Raw genomic sequence first — 15,421 nt, forward strand, 5'->3', positions numbered from 1 at the left:
AATTAAGTTTAAAATTGAGTAAATTCCTTTAACCAATTTGTTTTATAAAATAAAAAAAGCCTTCATCTTTTCTTTACGAAAAATGAAGACTTTTAAAAATTGTATTTAAAAAATTATACTACACCTTGCGCAAGCATAGCATCGGCAACTTTAACAAATCCGGCAATGTTCGCTCCTTTTACATAGTTTACATAGCCATCTTCGCCCATTCCGTATTTTTTACATTGGTTATGAATTCCAACCATAATATCTTTTAATCTCAAATCTACTTCTTCGCTTGTCCAGTTTAAACGAATTGAGTTTTGTGTCATTTCAAGACCAGATGCAGCAACTCCACCGGCATTTGCAGCTTTTCCTGGCGCGAATAAAACTTTATTATCAAGGAATAATTTTATAGCATCTAATGTTGAAGGCATATTTGCAGCTTCAGTTACACATAAAACACCATTATCGATCAATTTTTTAGCATCTTCACCTGTCAATTCGTTTTGAGTAGCACACGGAATAGCAATATCAACTTTTACTTCCCAAGGACTTTTTCCTTTATGAAAAACAGCGTTTGGATATTTTTGAGTATAAACTTCGGCTCTATTATCACCGGTTGCTCTCATCTCTACCATGTGTTCTATTTTTTCTCCAGAAATTCCTTCTTCATCATAAATGTATCCATCAGGTCCTGAAATAGTAACTACTTTCCCGCCTAATTCATTTATTTTTAAAGCAACTCCCCAAGCCACATTTCCAAATCCGGAAATTGCTACTCTTTTACCTTTAATTTCATGTCCGATAGTACGCAACATTTGATCTGTAAAATAAACAACTCCGTATCCTGTAGCTTCAGGACGAATTAATGAACCACCATATGCAAGTCCTTTACCGGTTAAAACGCCAGTAAATTCATTTCTTATTCTTTTATATTGACCAAATAAATATCCAATTTCTCTTGCACCAACACCAATATCTCCGGCAGGCACATCTAAATCAGGTCCGATATGGCGACATAATTCTGTCATAAACGATTGACAGAAACGCATGATTTCACCATCAGATTTTCCTTCAGGATCAAAATCAGAACCACCTTTTCCACCACCCATTGGAAGTGTTGTCAAACTATTTTTAAATACTTGTTCGAAAGCAAGAAATTTTAAAACAGACAGGTTTACCGTGTGGTGAAATCTAATTCCGCCTTTATAAGGTCCAATTGCAGAGTTCATTTGAATTCTAAAACCTCTGTTTACAATTATTTCTCCTTTGTCATCTACCCATGGAACTCTAAAAATTATAGAACGTTCTGGCTCAGCAATTCTAAGAAGTAAGTTTTTTCCATCATATTTTTTTCGCTCTGCAATAAATGGAATTACTGTTTCTGCAAATTCTCTAACGGCTTGAAGAAATTCTGGCTCGTTTGGATTTTTTGACTCGACAAGAGCCATAAATTCATTAATTTTTTGTTCCATTTTGAAATAAATTATTCAAGTAAATATTTAAATTTTAGCACAATAAACAAGAAAATACGTTTAAGAAAACGTTTTCGCTTTAACAGACAAAGATATAACAAAATGCCAATCGAATGTTATTTTTTTTAATTCTAAAGAATGAATTATATAATTTTCAAACATTCCTAAATATAGCATTTACCACATCTCTATTTAATTCAAATCATCGCAATTAAAGTTAACAAATTAAGTATTTTGTTACTTATTTTTTAATACGTTAATTTTATATTTTGAATCGTACATGTTTTTTATATATTTGCCAAGATTTGAAAGCCCAAACAACATGCTTAAACCAATAGTACTCACATTATTCGCCTTTTTAGGAATCACTACAACCGCCTTTGCTCAATCTGATTTAGCACAAGAAGTAGGAATAATATTCGGACCAGTATCTTTTCAATCTGATTTTGGAGAACGCCACGATATGGAAACCAATGTTGGTAACTCAGGTTTTGGTGTAGGATTAGTTCACTTTATTAACTTTTCTGCAAATAATAACAGAGAAAGTTTCTTTACAGAACATTTTAAAGTTAGATCTGAATTATCTTTTAGTAAAACCAATCTTGAGCATTATGGTCAATGGGTTGAAAGAGAAAAACAAAAAGGATTAGTCCAACATCTAAGAGCGATGAAAGGAAGTACAACCTTAGTAAACCTTGGCTCTCAATTAGAATTTTCTTTTATAAAAATTCATGACTTCGAAAACTCAGTTGGCAGCTTTAGTCCTTATTTAAGTTTAGGTTTTCAGGCAAGTTATTATTCTACAAAAGTAGGATCAAGATTGGGTCAATTAGGACTTCCTTCAACAACTTTTGCAAAATACCTTACTCCTTCGGATGGTCGCCCTTACGGTTTTTCCAGTGAAAACGGAGTTGTACTATCTGTAGTTACCGGAGTTGGAGTTCATTATAAACTAACCGAAATGAGCGATTTAATGTTTGATATTCGTTATCAAGGATTTAATTCTGACTGGGTTGATGGTTTAAATCCAAATAAAGATATTTATAAAGAAAATAAATCAAACGATTCTCAGGTTTGGTTCAACGTAGGATACATTATGTATTTAGAATTCTAAACTAAATCTCAAAATAAAAAAAATCCCAAATTCCAAAATGATTAAACATTGGAATTTGGGATTTTTTATTTGTGATAATTTTTATGCTAAAGCCTGCTCTATATCAGCAATTAAATCTTCTGCGTCTTCAATACCAACACTCAATCGAACCAGGTCGTCGGTAATACCAACTTCAGCTCTCTTATCTGCAGGAATAGAAGCGTGTGTCATCAAAGCCGGATGATTGGCCAAAGATTCAACACCACCTAAAGATTCTGCCAAAGTAAACACTTTCAGTTTCTCTAAAAACGCAATCGAATCTTCTTTTTTACCCGAAACGAATGTAAAAGAAACCATACCGCCAAAAGCTTTCATTTGCTTCTTTGCAATTTCATGAAATGGATGACTTGGCAATCCAGGGTAATAAACTGTTTTTATTTTTGGATGGTTGCTTAAAAATTCAACCACTTTTTCGCCATTTTCACAATGTCTTTGAACTCTTAATGAAAGCGTTTTAATTCCTCTTAAAACCAAAAAACTATCCATTGGCCCAAGAGTCGCTCCGGTTGCGAATTGCTGAAAATGCAATTGTTCTCCTAAAGCTTCATCTTTTACAATTAAAGCTCCCGCTATTACATCAGAATGTCCTCCTAAATACTTTGTAGCGGAGTGCATTACAATATCGGCTCCTAAATCAAGAGGTTTTTGTAAATAAGGCGTTGCAAAAGTATTATCAACAGCAAGCCAAATTTTCTTCTCTTTGGTGATTTTTGAAATTTCTTCAATATCAGCCAGTTTCATTAAAGGATTTGTTGGTGTTTCAACCCAAATCAATTTTGTGTTCTCATTGATTACTGATTTCAATTTTGCAATATCAGTCATATCAACAAAATGAAATTTAATTCCCGAATCTTTATAAACTCTTGAAAACATTCTATAAGTTCCGCCATATAAATCATCCATTGCAATGACTTCATCTCCGGCTTTAAATCCTCTCAAAATACAATCTGTTGCTGCCAATCCAGATGAAAAAGCCAATCCGCGAGTACCATTTTCAATACTTGCCAAAGCATTCTCTAATGCTGTACGAGTTGGGTTCGATGCACGGCTATATTCATAATCACCCAAAGGTTGTCCCGGGCTTGTTTGAATATAAGTTGAAGTTTGATATACCGGAGGCATAACAGCTCCTGTACTTGGATCATGATGTTGGCCACCATGTATTACTTTAGTATTGAATTTCATATAGTTAGGTTTTTTAAACTCTTTTTCTAAGTACAAATTTACCGTTTAATTTATTCTAATCCTGACACAACTTCTTACCTTTGTATATAATTAACACTTTTAGATATGAAACAGTATAGTTTTTTAGTCTTCTTGTTTCTATTATTCACTAGTTGTAACAAGGGGCTTTCATTTGAAAATGAAACATTTGAAAAAAAATCTACCTTACCATGTAAAATCGATTGCCCACAAATTACGATTGATATTCCTATTGCAAAAAATATTCCTGTCGTTGCAGACAGTATCAATAAAAAACTCTTTTTGGTAATAAAAGAAATTGTTTATTTTGGAGAAGAACCTCTAAAACTTAATGATTACAATACATTAGCCAAATCATTTATTACTTCTTACGAAGAAATGCATGAAAAATTCCCGAACGAAACATTTGGATGGGAAGGAAAAATTAAAGGAAATATAGAATTTGAATCTGACCAAATTATAAATATAAAATTAGATCATTATACTTTTACCGGAGGTGCTCACGGATATCAGGGATATCGCTCTTTATTGTTTAATAGCAAAACAGGAAAAACCATTTTTAATGATCAGATTTTTAAAAATGAAAAAGAATTTAAGGCTTTCGCCGAAAAGGAATTCCGAAAGAAATACAAAATTCCGTCAAAATCAAATATTAATGCAACTGGCTTAATGTTCGAAAATGATAAATTTCATCTGCCCGAAAATATTTTTTATACAGAAGAAGGATTGCTTTTATATTACAACTCTTATGAAGCCGCTTCGTATGCCGATGGACCGAAAGAAATTTTGTTCCCTTATGATGAAGTTAGTAAATACTTGAAGTATCATTGATTAAAATAAATTATAATTAGCAAGTAACAATATTAAAACAGAAACCTTTTCTTACATTTTAGCATGTTTTAATTTTTTATATATGTTAACCTTTAATCAATCAGGACTGCTAGTACCCGATAATAAAATCACTTCAACAATTCAAGAGTTAGAAAATGAGTTTGTATTAAAAATTGCCTCTACCAAAAGAAGAGAAATTTTTGAAGCTTATGTTAAATATAATGAGGATTTCAAAAAAGTATGTAATTTAGACGAGCTTCATCAATGGATTAACGGATCGTATGTAACACAAAAGAATAATCCCGGAGATATTGATTTAGTAACATTTTTAGACCACACAATTGTTTCTCAATTAGGTTCAAAATTAGATAATTTTAAATATCCTAATTCAGAAATTATATATGGCGTTGACGCTTATATCATTGAGGTTTATCCACAAAATCATATTAATAATTTTAGATATGTAAGTGATAAAGCATATTGGCTGGATCGATTTACAAAAACAAGAAGAATTAGAGGAAACAGATTATCAAAAGGCTTTTTGGAAATAAAATTTTAATTTACAACAAATGAAAGATAACAAGCTATATCATATTTTAGACTTAATTGAAGAAATAAATAAGGTCGATAAGATGCTCATTTTGCACAGAGACTCAGATTCTGATTTAATGTTAAATCAGTATAAGAGCCAAAAACTAAAATTAAGTAATTATTTGGTTAAGGAGCTTTTAACTAATAGTGATAATAGAACTGAAGTTATGTACATCATTAAACTTTTTATTGAAAAATTCTATAATAATGAAATGAGACATTTACAATTTGAGGAAAATGATAGCTTAAAAAAAATTGAAAATGTATTTATTGAAAATTACGCTTAATAAACTCTGGTTAAAGACAATCCAAAAATCACTTTGTGTTAGACGCACTGCTGTGCGTCTCTACGGAAAATCTTTGTCGCTTTGAACCTTTGCTACTTTGAACCTTCCTGAAAATCATATTTCATCTTCCTCAAAATCCTCAAAGCTTCTTTAAAAGATAAATAAACTTGAGAAAAAGGCTTTAAAAGCAATTTCGAATCAATTAATTTTTGTTTTGCATCATCAAAGCCATTTAAATAACAAATCATAAAAGTCGAAGGAAGATTTTCTAAATCCTTAAGTTCCCGTTCCGATAAAACAGATCCTTTTTGTAGTTTTTGAAGTAAAGCCATATTCGAATTATAGATATGAAAAAGCATTGGTCTGTTGAATTCTGGCGGTTGAAAAAGCATTTTACGATCGATTTTATAATAACCGTTGTCAAAAAACCGAATCGTTTGCTCTTCCAGAGGGTAATAACTCGTTTTGTCATTTAGTCCTAACGGAACATATTCGGTTATTGTAAAACTATCATCATCAAAAACAATTGTTACAACATCCTGAGCTGAGTAAAAAAGTTTAATTTGTTCGTTGATTAATTCGATATCAACACGGGAAAGAAAGGTTTTATCGCGGGATTTTTTAGGAACGCCCGCCCAGCAAATCACAAATAATTCTTTAAAAACATAATATTTGGGCGACATATCTTTATGCCTGAAATTCATAAAATCTATTACCCCATCAAGAGTATATTGAATACTGTTGCGAGAACTATTTTCAATTCCAATAACAGTCTCAGTATTTTGGTAATTTTTTTCGACTTCACCTTCAAACGGAATAGAATTACTTCCGCGCCTGATAAAAACACTATTTGCCAAAATGGTATGAATTCCTTTTTTGAAATAAGAAACTTTGTTTTTGGGTTTAATGGTTACCAATCCAATTACTCTGTCTTTTGGAAGATTCGGAAATGGGACGTTTTCGTATTGAATTTTTGGTGGATTTTCTAAAAAAGCATTAACGAGATTCTGAATTCGGCTATCGTCAAAGAAATCGTCGCCAACAATTTCATTGTCCTGATCTTCTACACCAACCACGATATAAGAATTATTAGTTGGATTAGAATTTGAAAGTGCACAAATATGTTTCAGAAATTTTCCTTTTCCTTCGCGGGTGTGCAGATTCAGCTGTCTTTTTTTATCATAAAAACTGCTTTCGTCATTATGAGCGAGTAAGTTTTTGATTAAAAGACGTTTGTTAATCATGCTTTTTAGATATTAGACTGGCTTAGATTTTTTAGACTTCTTAGATTGTTGAATTTCAGATTTCTAAATTAATCTAATTTTCTAAGAAGTCTAAAATTTTACATTATTTTATTGACAATAAAAAGCTCCAGCGGAGTATTTATATTTATAGATAATTAACGAAGGCGTTGAAAAGAGCTCCGGCGGAGCGATATTAGACTTTCTATATAATCATTCAAATATTTCACCCCGCTGGGGTTCTATCGGATAAATTTATAATCTATAAATATGATGTCCCTCAGGGACTTGGATATTGTAACTTTCTTTAACGAATTTTAAAATCAGAAAATATAACTTAAATATTCTTTTTCACAATCGTCGACGATGCCTGCGCCGTACTCATTACCATCAAATCGGCAATATTAACATGGTACGGTCTTGAAACCACAAAATGAATAATATCTGCAATATCTTCTGCCTGCAACGGATCAAATCCTTTATATACATTCGAAGCTCTTTCTGCATCGCCTTTAAAACGGACTTCGCTAAACTCTGTCTCAACCATTCCGGGATGAATTGCGCCTACCCGAATGCCAAACGGATTCAAATCTATTCGCATTCCGGCTGTAATTGCATCAACGGCATGTTTTGTTCCGCAATATACATTTCCGTTAGGATAAACTTCCTTTGCGGCTGTTGAACCAATATTGATAATATGCCCTGATTTTCTAGCCGTCATTTGCGGAATCACAGCTTTTGAAATATACAAAAGACCTTTTACATTGATATCAATCATGGCGTCCCAATCGTCAAGATCTCCCGTTTGAATTGGGTCTAAACCGTGTGCATTTCCTGCATTATTAATTAAAACGTCAATTTGAGCAAATTCTGCTGGTAATGAATTAATGTTTTCTAAAACCGCCTCTTTATCACGAACATCAAAACTTAAGGAATGTACTTCTGTAAAAGCCGAAAGTTCTTTTTCAAGTTCTTCTAAACGTTCTTTACGTCTTCCGCAGAGGATAATTTTATAGTTATTTTTTGCCATTATTTGTGCAGTGGCTTTTCCAATTCCACTTGTGGCACCAGTAATTAAAACTGTTTTTTTCATTTTTATATTTTTGTTTTTTGCCACAGATTAAAGGATTAAATTGATTTTTAAATCAGTGAGAATCTTTTAATCTGTGGCAAATAATTTCAATTTTTATTTTTCCATTATTCTAAATTCAACACCATATTCAACGCTGTCCAGGTTTCGCCATCAACTTCTCTAAGCAACTTTTTATCAGGATTTATTCTGAAACCAACTTTTTCATAGCATTTTATAGCGCCAATATTAAAATCGAAAACATTCAATTCAATATTGCGTTCTTTTCTGTTTTCAAGAAGAAAATTTAGTAATAAAATCACCATTTGTTCACCAATTCCTTTTCCTCTTTGGTTTTCATCCATAATCAGGATTCGACCCAATTTTGCAGAATCATCTTTAAAATAAATTTCGCAATGTCCGATAGTAGTTCCATCAGAAATATTGGCAACTCTAAAAGCAATTCTGTTTTCATCAGAAAGTGTCTTATCAATTTGTTCATCCGTTAGGGGAAAAGAAAATTCAGGACCACCAAATTGCATTAAATCTTTTGCATTTTTGATAGAATTGATCAATTCAGAATAAAACTTTTTATCAAATTTTTCGAGGCGTATCATTTTCAGAATGTTTTCTTAAGGCACATCATCTCCCATACTTTCTGTCCAGATTGCAAACCAGTCTTCTTTATCCATTTCTAATTCAACTGCTTTCATCAAAGATTGAATTCTCGCAATATTAACCGTTCCTGCAATTGGAACAACTTTCGCAGGATGCTTTAAAATCCAGGCCAATAAAAGTGTATCAGAACCAAAACTGTATTTTTGAACCAGTTCTGAAAGTAATTTTTTTAAACGACGTGTTTTCTTGGTATCTTCTCTAAAAACAGTTCCAAGCGGATTCCACGACAACGGACAAATTTTGTGCGTTTGCATATAATCTAAACTTCCGTCAGTCATTGCTTCATAATGAGTTGCAGAAAATTGCACCTGATTATAGCTCACTTCTGTTTTTGAACGAATTAATTCGGTTTGAGAACTGGTAAAATTAGAAAGTCCAAAATCAATAATTTTTCCTTGTGATTTTAATTTTTCCACGGCTTCAGCAATTTCATCTGCCTGCATTAACGGACTTGGTCTGTGCAATAAAAAAACATCAATAAAATCTGTTTTTAATTTCTTAAGAGATTCCTCAGCCGACCAAATAATATACTCTTTCGAATATTCATAATGTTTGATTTTGTTCTCCGGACGTTTTTCGGCAATCATCTGAATTCCGCACTTGGTAATTAACTGTAATTTGTCGCGTGAAATCTTGCTGGCGTGAAATGCTTTTCCAAAATCTGCTTCGGTGGTATAATCTCCGTAAATATCGGCGTGATCAAAAGTGGTAATTTTGTTTTCGATACAAATTTGTATCATGTTTTCCATTTCTTTATTTGTAAGGTTTTTATCCCATACTCCCCAATTCATAGTGCCCGAAATTATGGGCGATAATGCTGTTTTGCTCATGGTTTTATTGCGTTATTTTTGGTAATAAATATGCTTTAATAAAACATATCGACCAAAGTTCTTAAAAATATAAAAATAGATTCCCAATTCGTCCTTAAAATTAGGTCTTTGGTCGAAGTTTTAACCATTCTTTAACATCTTACTTCTCAAAAAATATTCAATTTGCACTCTCAAAAGTTAGACATAAAAATCAGCGTTTTAAAATAGGTTTTAAAAATATTTATATGGAAGAAAATACAACGACTTTAGACATTAGAGCGATAAATGAAAAAATTGAAAGAGAAAGTGCTTTTATAGACCTTCTTACAATGGAAATGAACAAAGTTATTGTGGGCCAGAAACATATGGTCGAGCGTCTATTAATCGGACTTTTAGGACAAGGGCATATTTTATTAGAAGGTGTTCCCGGGCTAGCCAAAACTTTAGCGATAAATACGTTGTCTCAAGCGGTACAAGGTTCTTTCAGCCGTATCCAGTTTACTCCCGACTTATTACCTGCCGACGTTGTCGGAACGATGATTTACAACATCAAGGCAAACGAATTTTCTATCAAGAAAGGACCAATTTTTGCCAATTTCGTACTTGCAGACGAGATTAACCGTGCTCCGGCAAAGGTTCAATCTGCTTTATTAGAGGCGATGCAGGAAAAACAAGTTACTATTGGCGACACAACTTTCAAATTAGACCGTCCGTTTTTAGTATTGGCAACTCAAAACCCTGTTGAGCAAGAAGGAACATACCAACTTCCTGAAGCACAAGTCGACCGTTTTATGTTGAAAACAGTAATTGATTACCCAAAAATTGATGAAGAGCGTTTCGTAATTCGTCAAAACTTAAAAGGATCTTACGAAAAAGTAAATCCGGTAGTTTCTGTAGAACAAATTTTGCGTGCGCAAGAAGCTGTTCGTGAAGTTTACATGGACGAAAAAATTGAAAAATATATCTTAGATATCATCTTTGCTACTCGTTACCCAGAAAAATACAAACTGGCAGACTTAAAACCTCTTATTAGTTTTGGAGCATCGCCACGTGGAAGTATCAACCTTGCCAATGCAGCAAAATGTTATGCTTTCATCAAACGTCGTGGATATGTAATTCCGGAGGATGTTCGTGCAGTTGTACACGATGTTTTACGTCACAGAGTTGGGATAACGTATGAGGCTGAAGCCGAAAACATTACTTCTGTAGACATTATCAACAAAATCGTAAACGAGATTGAAGTACCTTAAAAAATTTTAGATTTTAGATTGCTGATTTTAGATTTAAAATTCAGCAATCTAAATTTCAATCTAAAATCTATAATCTAAAATCTGCAATCCGAAAAAATGGATACAAAAGAGCTTTTAAAAAAAGTACGGAAAATAGAAATCAAAACCAAAAGACTGAGCAATCATATCTTTTCCGGTGAATACCATTCTTCATTTAAAGGACGCGGGATGACTTTTAGCGAAGTGCGTCAATACCAATATGGCGATGATATTCGTAACATCGATTGGAATGTAACCGCACGCTATAACGAAGCCCACGTAAAAGTTTTTGAAGAAGAACGCGAATTAACCATGATGTTAATGGTAGATATTTCGGGTTCTGAAGGGTTTGGTTCAAAAAGTCAGTTTAAAAAAGACATCGTCACCGAAATTGCGGCAACGATGGCTTTTTCGGCTACACAAAATAATGATAAAATTGGTTTAATATTATTTTCTGATAATGTTGAATTATACATTCCACCGAAAAAAGGGCGTTCGCACGTTTTAAGAATCATTCGTGAATTAATCGAATTTGAACCAAAAAGTAACAAAACCGATGTTGGTGCTGCTTTAAAGTTTTTATCGGGAACCCAAAAAAAGAAAGCGATCGTTTTTGTTATTTCCGATTTCATGTCTGAAAATTATGAGCAAACATTAAAAATTGCTTCAAAAAAACACGATATTACAGGAGTTCGCGTTTATGATATCCGCGAAGAAAAAATCCCAAATTTAGGAATGGTCAGCATGCTTGACGCCGAAACCGGAAAAGTACAACTGGTTGACACGGGTTCGAAATCAGTACGAATGAATTACGAAAAACACTATCAGGAAAGAGTCAATTATTTCAAGGATATTTTTAGTAAATCTGGCGCAGGCGTTGTAAACACAAGAGTTGACGAAAATTACGTGACCAAATTATTGGGATATTTCAAATCAAGATAAATATAAATTTTAGATTGCAGATTTTAGATTTAGATTTTTTGAAAATCGATTAACTTATTTCTGCCAAATTAAAAATAAAAATCCGTTTAAATCAGCGTCATCCGCGTTCTATATTTAAGCATTCGTTTTAGACTAAAATCTGAAAACAAAATCAAATGAAATTAAAGTTTTACATATTTTTATTTTTGCTTTCCTCCTCTATTTTTGCCCAGCAAAAACAGATTGAGACAAGTATCGATACTACAAAAAATAAAATTGGCGCCGAATTTAAGTTGACACTTAAAACGGTTGTAAGTTCAAAATCGAAAGTTGTTTTTCCTAAACTAAAAAACATTGGTTCGCTTGAAGTAATTCAGTCGTATCCAATTGACACAGTTAAGAAAAATGACACGTATGAATTGATCAAAAAATATGGTTTAACGCAATTTGATTCAGGAAAATATACCATTCCGAGCATTAAAATTTTAATTGATAAAAAACCTTTTTCGTCCGATTCAATTCGAGTTGAAGTTAATAATATAAAAGTTGATACATTACAGCAAAAAATGTACGACATCAAAGACATTACCGCTGTTGATAACGGTATTGGCGACTGGTGGATTTATGTTTTACTTGTACTTGTTATTATCGGAATTGGTGTTTTTGTTTATTGGTTCGTCAAAAAGCGCCAACAGAAAAAAATCGAAGAAGAAGTTTATAAAACACCAATTGAAAAAGCAACAAGTTTGCTAAACAATCTGGAGCAAAAAGAACTGGTTCAAAAAGGTGAAATAAAAGAATACTATAGTGAATTAACGGATATTGCCCGTAATTATATTGAAGAAGCAATTCATATTCCGGCAATGGAAAGTACCACTTCTGAATTGATTCAGGCAATTAGATTGGCTTCTACTAAGAAGAAAATGACTTTAACGCCGGAAACAGTTGAAAATCTGGAACGCGTTTTACGTCAGGCCGATTTAGTGAAATTCGCAAAATCGAAACCGCTTGATTTTGAAATTACTGATGACAGAAATAAAATCCAAAAGGTAATTTTAACGCTGGATAATGCAATTCCGACTGAAGTTCCTGAGGAAATAGAAGATCAGTTATTGAATGAAGCTCAGAGACAAAAGCAAATCAAACTGCAATTACAGAAAAAACGCAACAAACGTATTGCAATTGCTGTAGGTACAGTTGTCTTTTTATTGGCTGCAACAACAACTTTTTTCATTGCTACAAAAGGTTTCAAATACGTAAAAGATAATGTAATTGGTCATAAAACCAAAGAATTATTAGAAGGAGAATGGGTGAAAAGTGAATACGGAAATCCAGGCGTTTTAATTGAAACTCCAAAAGTTTTAAAACGTATGGATACTCAAAAAGCACTTCCAAAAGAGGCAATGGCCTTGATTAAGGAAATGCAGCTTTTTGCATACGGAAGCATGATTGATAATTTTTACATTACGGTTTCTACAAGTAAATTCAAAAATCCCGTAGAACTTGACTTGGCAAAAACTTTAGAAGGAACTTTAAAAATAATTGAAGCACAGGGCGGACAAAATATCATTGTAAAACAAGAAGATTTCCAAACCAATGAAGGTGTTCAGGGATTAAAAGGATACGGAACAATGACAATATTAAATCCGGTTGATAAAACAAGTGCAAAAGCATATTACGAAATTTTATTATTCAAACAAGATCAGGGATTACAACAAATTATGATTTTGCATGAAGAAGGCGACACATACGGAAACGATATTGCAACCCGAATTTTAAATTCTGTTGAACTTAGAAAAGCGAGTAACTAATGAATAAAATAACTTTTTTAAATCCGGAATTTTTTTGGTTGTTTCTTTTAATTCCAATTGCAATTGCTTGGTTTTTCTGGAAACGCAACCAGCAATCGGCTACGTTAAAAATGAGTTCAACTCAGGGTTTTAAAAACAGCGAGTCATTTTGGACAAAACTAAAACCTTGTTTATATGTTTTCAGGATTATTGCTTTATGTTCTTTGATTATTGCTTTGGCACGACCAAGAACGGTTGACATTAGCAATCAGACAAAAACGACTAAAGGAATTGACATTGTAATAGCAATTGACGTTTCCGGAAGTATGCTGGCCAAAGATTTAAAGCCAAACCGTATGGAAGCTTTAAAAAGAGTAGCTGCAGATTTCGTTGAAGAAAGACCAAATGACAGAATTGGATTGGTTTTATACGCTTCTGAAGCATATACAAAAACTCCGGTAACGAGCGACAAACCAATCATTCTCGAGGCGATAAAAGAAATCAAATACGATAATCTGTTACAAGACGGAACGGGAATCGGAATGGGATTGGCAACTGCAGTAAATCGCCTTAAAGACAGCAAAGCAAAAAGCAGAGTAGTCATTTTAATGACCGATGGTGTTAATAATGCCGGTTTTATCGAGCCTGAAACAGCTGCTGATATCGCAAAACAATATGGAATAAAAGTATACACAATTGGTTTGGGAAGTAACGGAATGGCTTTGTCTCCCTATGCATATGCTCCAAACGGCGGATTTTTATTCAAAAATCAAAAAGTAGAAATCGACGAGCAATTAATGAAAAGTATTGCCCGTAAAACAGACGGAACTTATTTTAGAGCAACAAGCAACGACAGGTTAGCGCAGATTTACAGCGCAATTAATAAATTAGAAACCACTGAAATCCAGGAATTAAAATTCTACGATTACGACGAAAAATACAGACCTTTTGTTTTACTCGCAGCGTTTTTACTATTACTGGAAGTGGGTTTAAGAAATACAGTTTACAAAAGCTTTATTTGATTTTCGATTTAAAAAAATCTAAAATCTAAATTCAGAAATCTAAAATTTAAAATGGAATTAGACGAAAAAAAATATTTATACCTTTTGTTCTTACTGCCAATTGTGGTGTGTATTTTCTTTTTCAACTTGTATTGGAAAAGAAAAAAACAACGTGAATTTGGTGATATTGAAATGGTGAAAAAACTAAGCCCTGAAAGTTCTGTTTTTAAACCTGTATTGAAATTATCTGTTTTGCTTTTGGCACTTGCCTGTATCATTATCGGATTGGTAAATCCGAAGATTGGAACCAAGATGGAAACCGTAAAACGTGAAGGTATTGATATTGTTTTTGCAGTCGATGTTTCTAAAAGTATGCTTGCAGAAGATGTTGCACCAAGCCGTTTAGAGAAAAGTAAACAATTGGTTTCGCAAATTATTAATAATCTTGGAAGCGACAGAATTGGAATTGTGGCTTATGCAGGAAGTGCCTTCCCGGTTTTGCCAATTACATCCGATTACAGCGTCGCCAAAATGTTCCTGCAAAGTATGACTCCGGATATGGTTTCATCTCAAGGAACTTCGCTTGACGAGGCTATCAGATTATCATCGACTTATTTCGATGAAAAGAGCAAAACCAGCAAATTACTGATTTTGATTTCTGATGGAGAAGATCATTCTGAAGGTGCTTCAGCCGCTGCGGAAGAAGCCAATAAATTGGGAATGAAAATCATTACGATTGGTATTGGAACTGAAAAAGGAGGAACTATTCCGTTAAGGGAAAATGGTATAATAAGAAATTACCAGAAAGATCAAAACGGACAAACTGTTATTACAAAACTGAATCAGGAAGGCCTAAAAGCAATCGCCAAAGCAACAAAAGGCGGATATGTTTATGGCGGAAACACCAAAGAGGTTTTAGATTATATTAAAAATGCATTGAATAATATTCAGAAAACAGAATTTGAAGCTACACAAATGGCCGATTTTCAATCGCAGTTTCAGTGGTTTCTTGGTTTAGGATTCTTATTGTTATTTGTAGACATTTTCCTTTTGGAAAGAAAAACAAACTGGATTAAAGAGTTGAATTTATTTAACGAAAAGAAATAATAAAGTTCGCCACTA

At 33.1% G+C, this 15,421-nt stretch carries 15 protein-coding genes; 9 read left to right on the plus strand and 6 right to left on the minus strand.

The window, feature by feature from the left end:
* Window positions 1-113: 113 nt before the first annotated feature.
* Window positions 114-1,457, minus strand: coding sequence for an NADP-specific glutamate dehydrogenase (gene gdhA, locus SD960_RS14570; RefSeq protein ID WP_318804262.1), 1,344 nt, complete (start codon window positions 1,455-1,457; stop codon window positions 114-116).
* Between the two features lie 322 nt (window positions 1,458-1,779).
* Between gdhA and SD960_RS14575 the strand changes: the two genes are divergently transcribed.
* Window positions 1,780-2,571, plus strand: coding sequence for a THC0290_0291 family protein (locus SD960_RS14575; protein WP_318804263.1), 792 nt, complete (start codon window positions 1,780-1,782; stop codon window positions 2,569-2,571).
* Between the two features lie 81 nt (window positions 2,572-2,652).
* On the opposite strand, the gene SD960_RS14580 is transcribed toward SD960_RS14575, so the two are convergent.
* Window positions 2,653-3,831 carry a cystathionine gamma-synthase gene (locus SD960_RS14580; RefSeq protein WP_318804264.1) on the minus strand — a complete coding sequence of 393 codons (1,179 nt, stop codon included), beginning with the start codon at window positions 3,829-3,831 and terminating at the stop codon, window positions 2,653-2,655.
* A 69-nt stretch (window positions 3,832-3,900) separates the two neighbouring features.
* Between SD960_RS14580 and SD960_RS14585 the strand changes: the two genes are divergently transcribed.
* The 3 genes from SD960_RS14585 (at window position 3,901) to SD960_RS14595 (ending at window position 5,522) form a co-directional block, all read left to right on the plus strand.
* Window positions 3,901-4,644, plus strand: coding sequence for a DUF3298 and DUF4163 domain-containing protein (locus SD960_RS14585; protein WP_318804265.1), 744 nt, complete (start codon window positions 3,901-3,903; stop codon window positions 4,642-4,644).
* An 82-nt stretch (window positions 4,645-4,726) separates the two neighbouring features.
* Entirely contained in the window at window positions 4,727-5,203 is a 477-nt protein-coding gene (locus SD960_RS14590; RefSeq protein WP_318804266.1) for a DUF6932 family protein, read from the plus strand.
* 10 nt (window positions 5,204-5,213) lie between these two features.
* The gene (locus SD960_RS14595) at window positions 5,214-5,522 is read left to right on the plus strand and encodes a hypothetical protein (RefSeq protein WP_318804268.1); all 309 of its coding nucleotides are present in this window, start codon (window positions 5,214-5,216) and stop codon (window positions 5,520-5,522) included.
* A 92-nt stretch (window positions 5,523-5,614) separates the two neighbouring features.
* On the opposite strand, the gene SD960_RS14600 is transcribed toward SD960_RS14595, so the two are convergent.
* The 4 genes from SD960_RS14600 to SD960_RS14615 form a co-directional block, all read right to left on the minus strand.
* Entirely contained in the window at window positions 5,615-6,766 is a 1,152-nt protein-coding gene (locus tag SD960_RS14600; protein ID WP_318804270.1) for an ATP-binding protein, read from the minus strand.
* A gap of 334 nt (window positions 6,767-7,100) precedes the next feature.
* Window positions 7,101-7,856 (minus strand): SDR family NAD(P)-dependent oxidoreductase, encoded by a 756-nt coding sequence (locus SD960_RS14605; RefSeq protein ID WP_318804271.1) that lies wholly within the window; start codon window positions 7,854-7,856, stop codon window positions 7,101-7,103.
* Between the two features lie 104 nt (window positions 7,857-7,960).
* On the minus strand, window positions 7,961-8,449 hold the full coding sequence (locus tag SD960_RS14610) for a GNAT family protein (RefSeq protein WP_318804272.1): 489 nt from the start codon (window positions 8,447-8,449) through the stop codon (window positions 7,961-7,963).
* A 15-nt stretch (window positions 8,450-8,464) separates the two neighbouring features.
* Window positions 8,465-9,340 (minus strand): aldo/keto reductase, encoded by an 876-nt coding sequence (locus SD960_RS14615; RefSeq protein WP_318804273.1) that lies wholly within the window; start codon window positions 9,338-9,340, stop codon window positions 8,465-8,467.
* Window positions 9,341-9,564: 224 nt separating this feature from the next.
* On the opposite strand from SD960_RS14615, the gene SD960_RS14620 reads away from it, so the two are divergent.
* From SD960_RS14620 to SD960_RS14640, 5 genes are all read left to right on the plus strand, one after another.
* The gene (locus SD960_RS14620) at window positions 9,565-10,569 is read left to right on the plus strand and encodes an AAA family ATPase (protein ID WP_007807095.1); all 1,005 of its coding nucleotides are present in this window, start codon (window positions 9,565-9,567) and stop codon (window positions 10,567-10,569) included.
* Window positions 10,570-10,665: 96 nt separating this feature from the next.
* Window positions 10,666-11,529, plus strand: coding sequence for a DUF58 domain-containing protein (locus SD960_RS14625; protein WP_302093882.1), 864 nt, complete (start codon window positions 10,666-10,668; stop codon window positions 11,527-11,529).
* Between the two features lie 155 nt (window positions 11,530-11,684).
* Entirely contained in the window at window positions 11,685-13,319 is a 1,635-nt protein-coding gene (locus SD960_RS14630) for a hypothetical protein (RefSeq protein ID WP_318804279.1), read from the plus strand.
* Window positions 13,319-14,320: a VWA domain-containing protein gene (locus SD960_RS14635; protein ID WP_318804280.1), complete on the plus strand. Its 1,002-nt coding sequence runs from the start codon at window positions 13,319-13,321 to the stop codon at window positions 14,318-14,320. Before SD960_RS14630 ends, SD960_RS14635 begins: the two co-directional genes overlap by 1 nt.
* 51 nt (window positions 14,321-14,371) lie before the next feature.
* Window positions 14,372-15,406: a VWA domain-containing protein gene (locus SD960_RS14640; protein WP_318804282.1), complete on the plus strand. Its 1,035-nt coding sequence runs from the start codon at window positions 14,372-14,374 to the stop codon at window positions 15,404-15,406.
* Window positions 15,407-15,421: the final 15 nt, after the last annotated feature.

Origin of the sequence: Flavobacterium sp. MMLR14_040 (genome assembly GCF_033657265.1) — a bacterium.
Taxonomy (GTDB): Bacteria; Bacteroidota; Bacteroidia; order Flavobacteriales; family Flavobacteriaceae; genus Flavobacterium.

Coding starts and splice junctions, on each gene's coding strand:
- SD960_RS14635 (WP_318804280.1), top strand. CDS start 13,319: ATGAATAAAATAACTTTTTTAAATCCGGAATTTTTTTGGTTGTTTCTT.
- SD960_RS14610 (WP_318804272.1), bottom strand. CDS start 8,449: ATGATACGCCTCGAAAAATTTGATAAAAAGTTTTATTCTGAATTGATC.
- SD960_RS14585 (WP_318804265.1), top strand. CDS start 3,901: ATGAAACAGTATAGTTTTTTAGTCTTCTTGTTTCTATTATTCACTAGT.
- SD960_RS14575 (WP_318804263.1), top strand. CDS start 1,780: ATGCTTAAACCAATAGTACTCACATTATTCGCCTTTTTAGGAATCACT.
- SD960_RS14640 (WP_318804282.1), top strand. CDS start 14,372: ATGGAATTAGACGAAAAAAAATATTTATACCTTTTGTTCTTACTGCCA.
- SD960_RS14590 (WP_318804266.1), top strand. CDS start 4,727: ATGTTAACCTTTAATCAATCAGGACTGCTAGTACCCGATAATAAAATC.
- SD960_RS14605 (WP_318804271.1), bottom strand. CDS start 7,856: ATGAAAAAAACAGTTTTAATTACTGGTGCCACAAGTGGAATTGGAAAA.
- SD960_RS14630 (WP_318804279.1), top strand. CDS start 11,685: ATGAAATTAAAGTTTTACATATTTTTATTTTTGCTTTCCTCCTCTATT.
- gdhA (WP_318804262.1), bottom strand. CDS start 1,457: ATGGAACAAAAAATTAATGAATTTATGGCTCTTGTCGAGTCAAAAAAT.
- SD960_RS14595 (WP_318804268.1), top strand. CDS start 5,214: ATGAAAGATAACAAGCTATATCATATTTTAGACTTAATTGAAGAAATA.
- SD960_RS14625 (WP_302093882.1), top strand. CDS start 10,666: ATGGATACAAAAGAGCTTTTAAAAAAAGTACGGAAAATAGAAATCAAA.
- SD960_RS14620 (WP_007807095.1), top strand. CDS start 9,565: ATGGAAGAAAATACAACGACTTTAGACATTAGAGCGATAAATGAAAAA.
- SD960_RS14615 (WP_318804273.1), bottom strand. CDS start 9,340: ATGAGCAAAACAGCATTATCGCCCATAATTTCGGGCACTATGAATTGG.
- SD960_RS14600 (WP_318804270.1), bottom strand. CDS start 6,766: ATGATTAACAAACGTCTTTTAATCAAAAACTTACTCGCTCATAATGAC.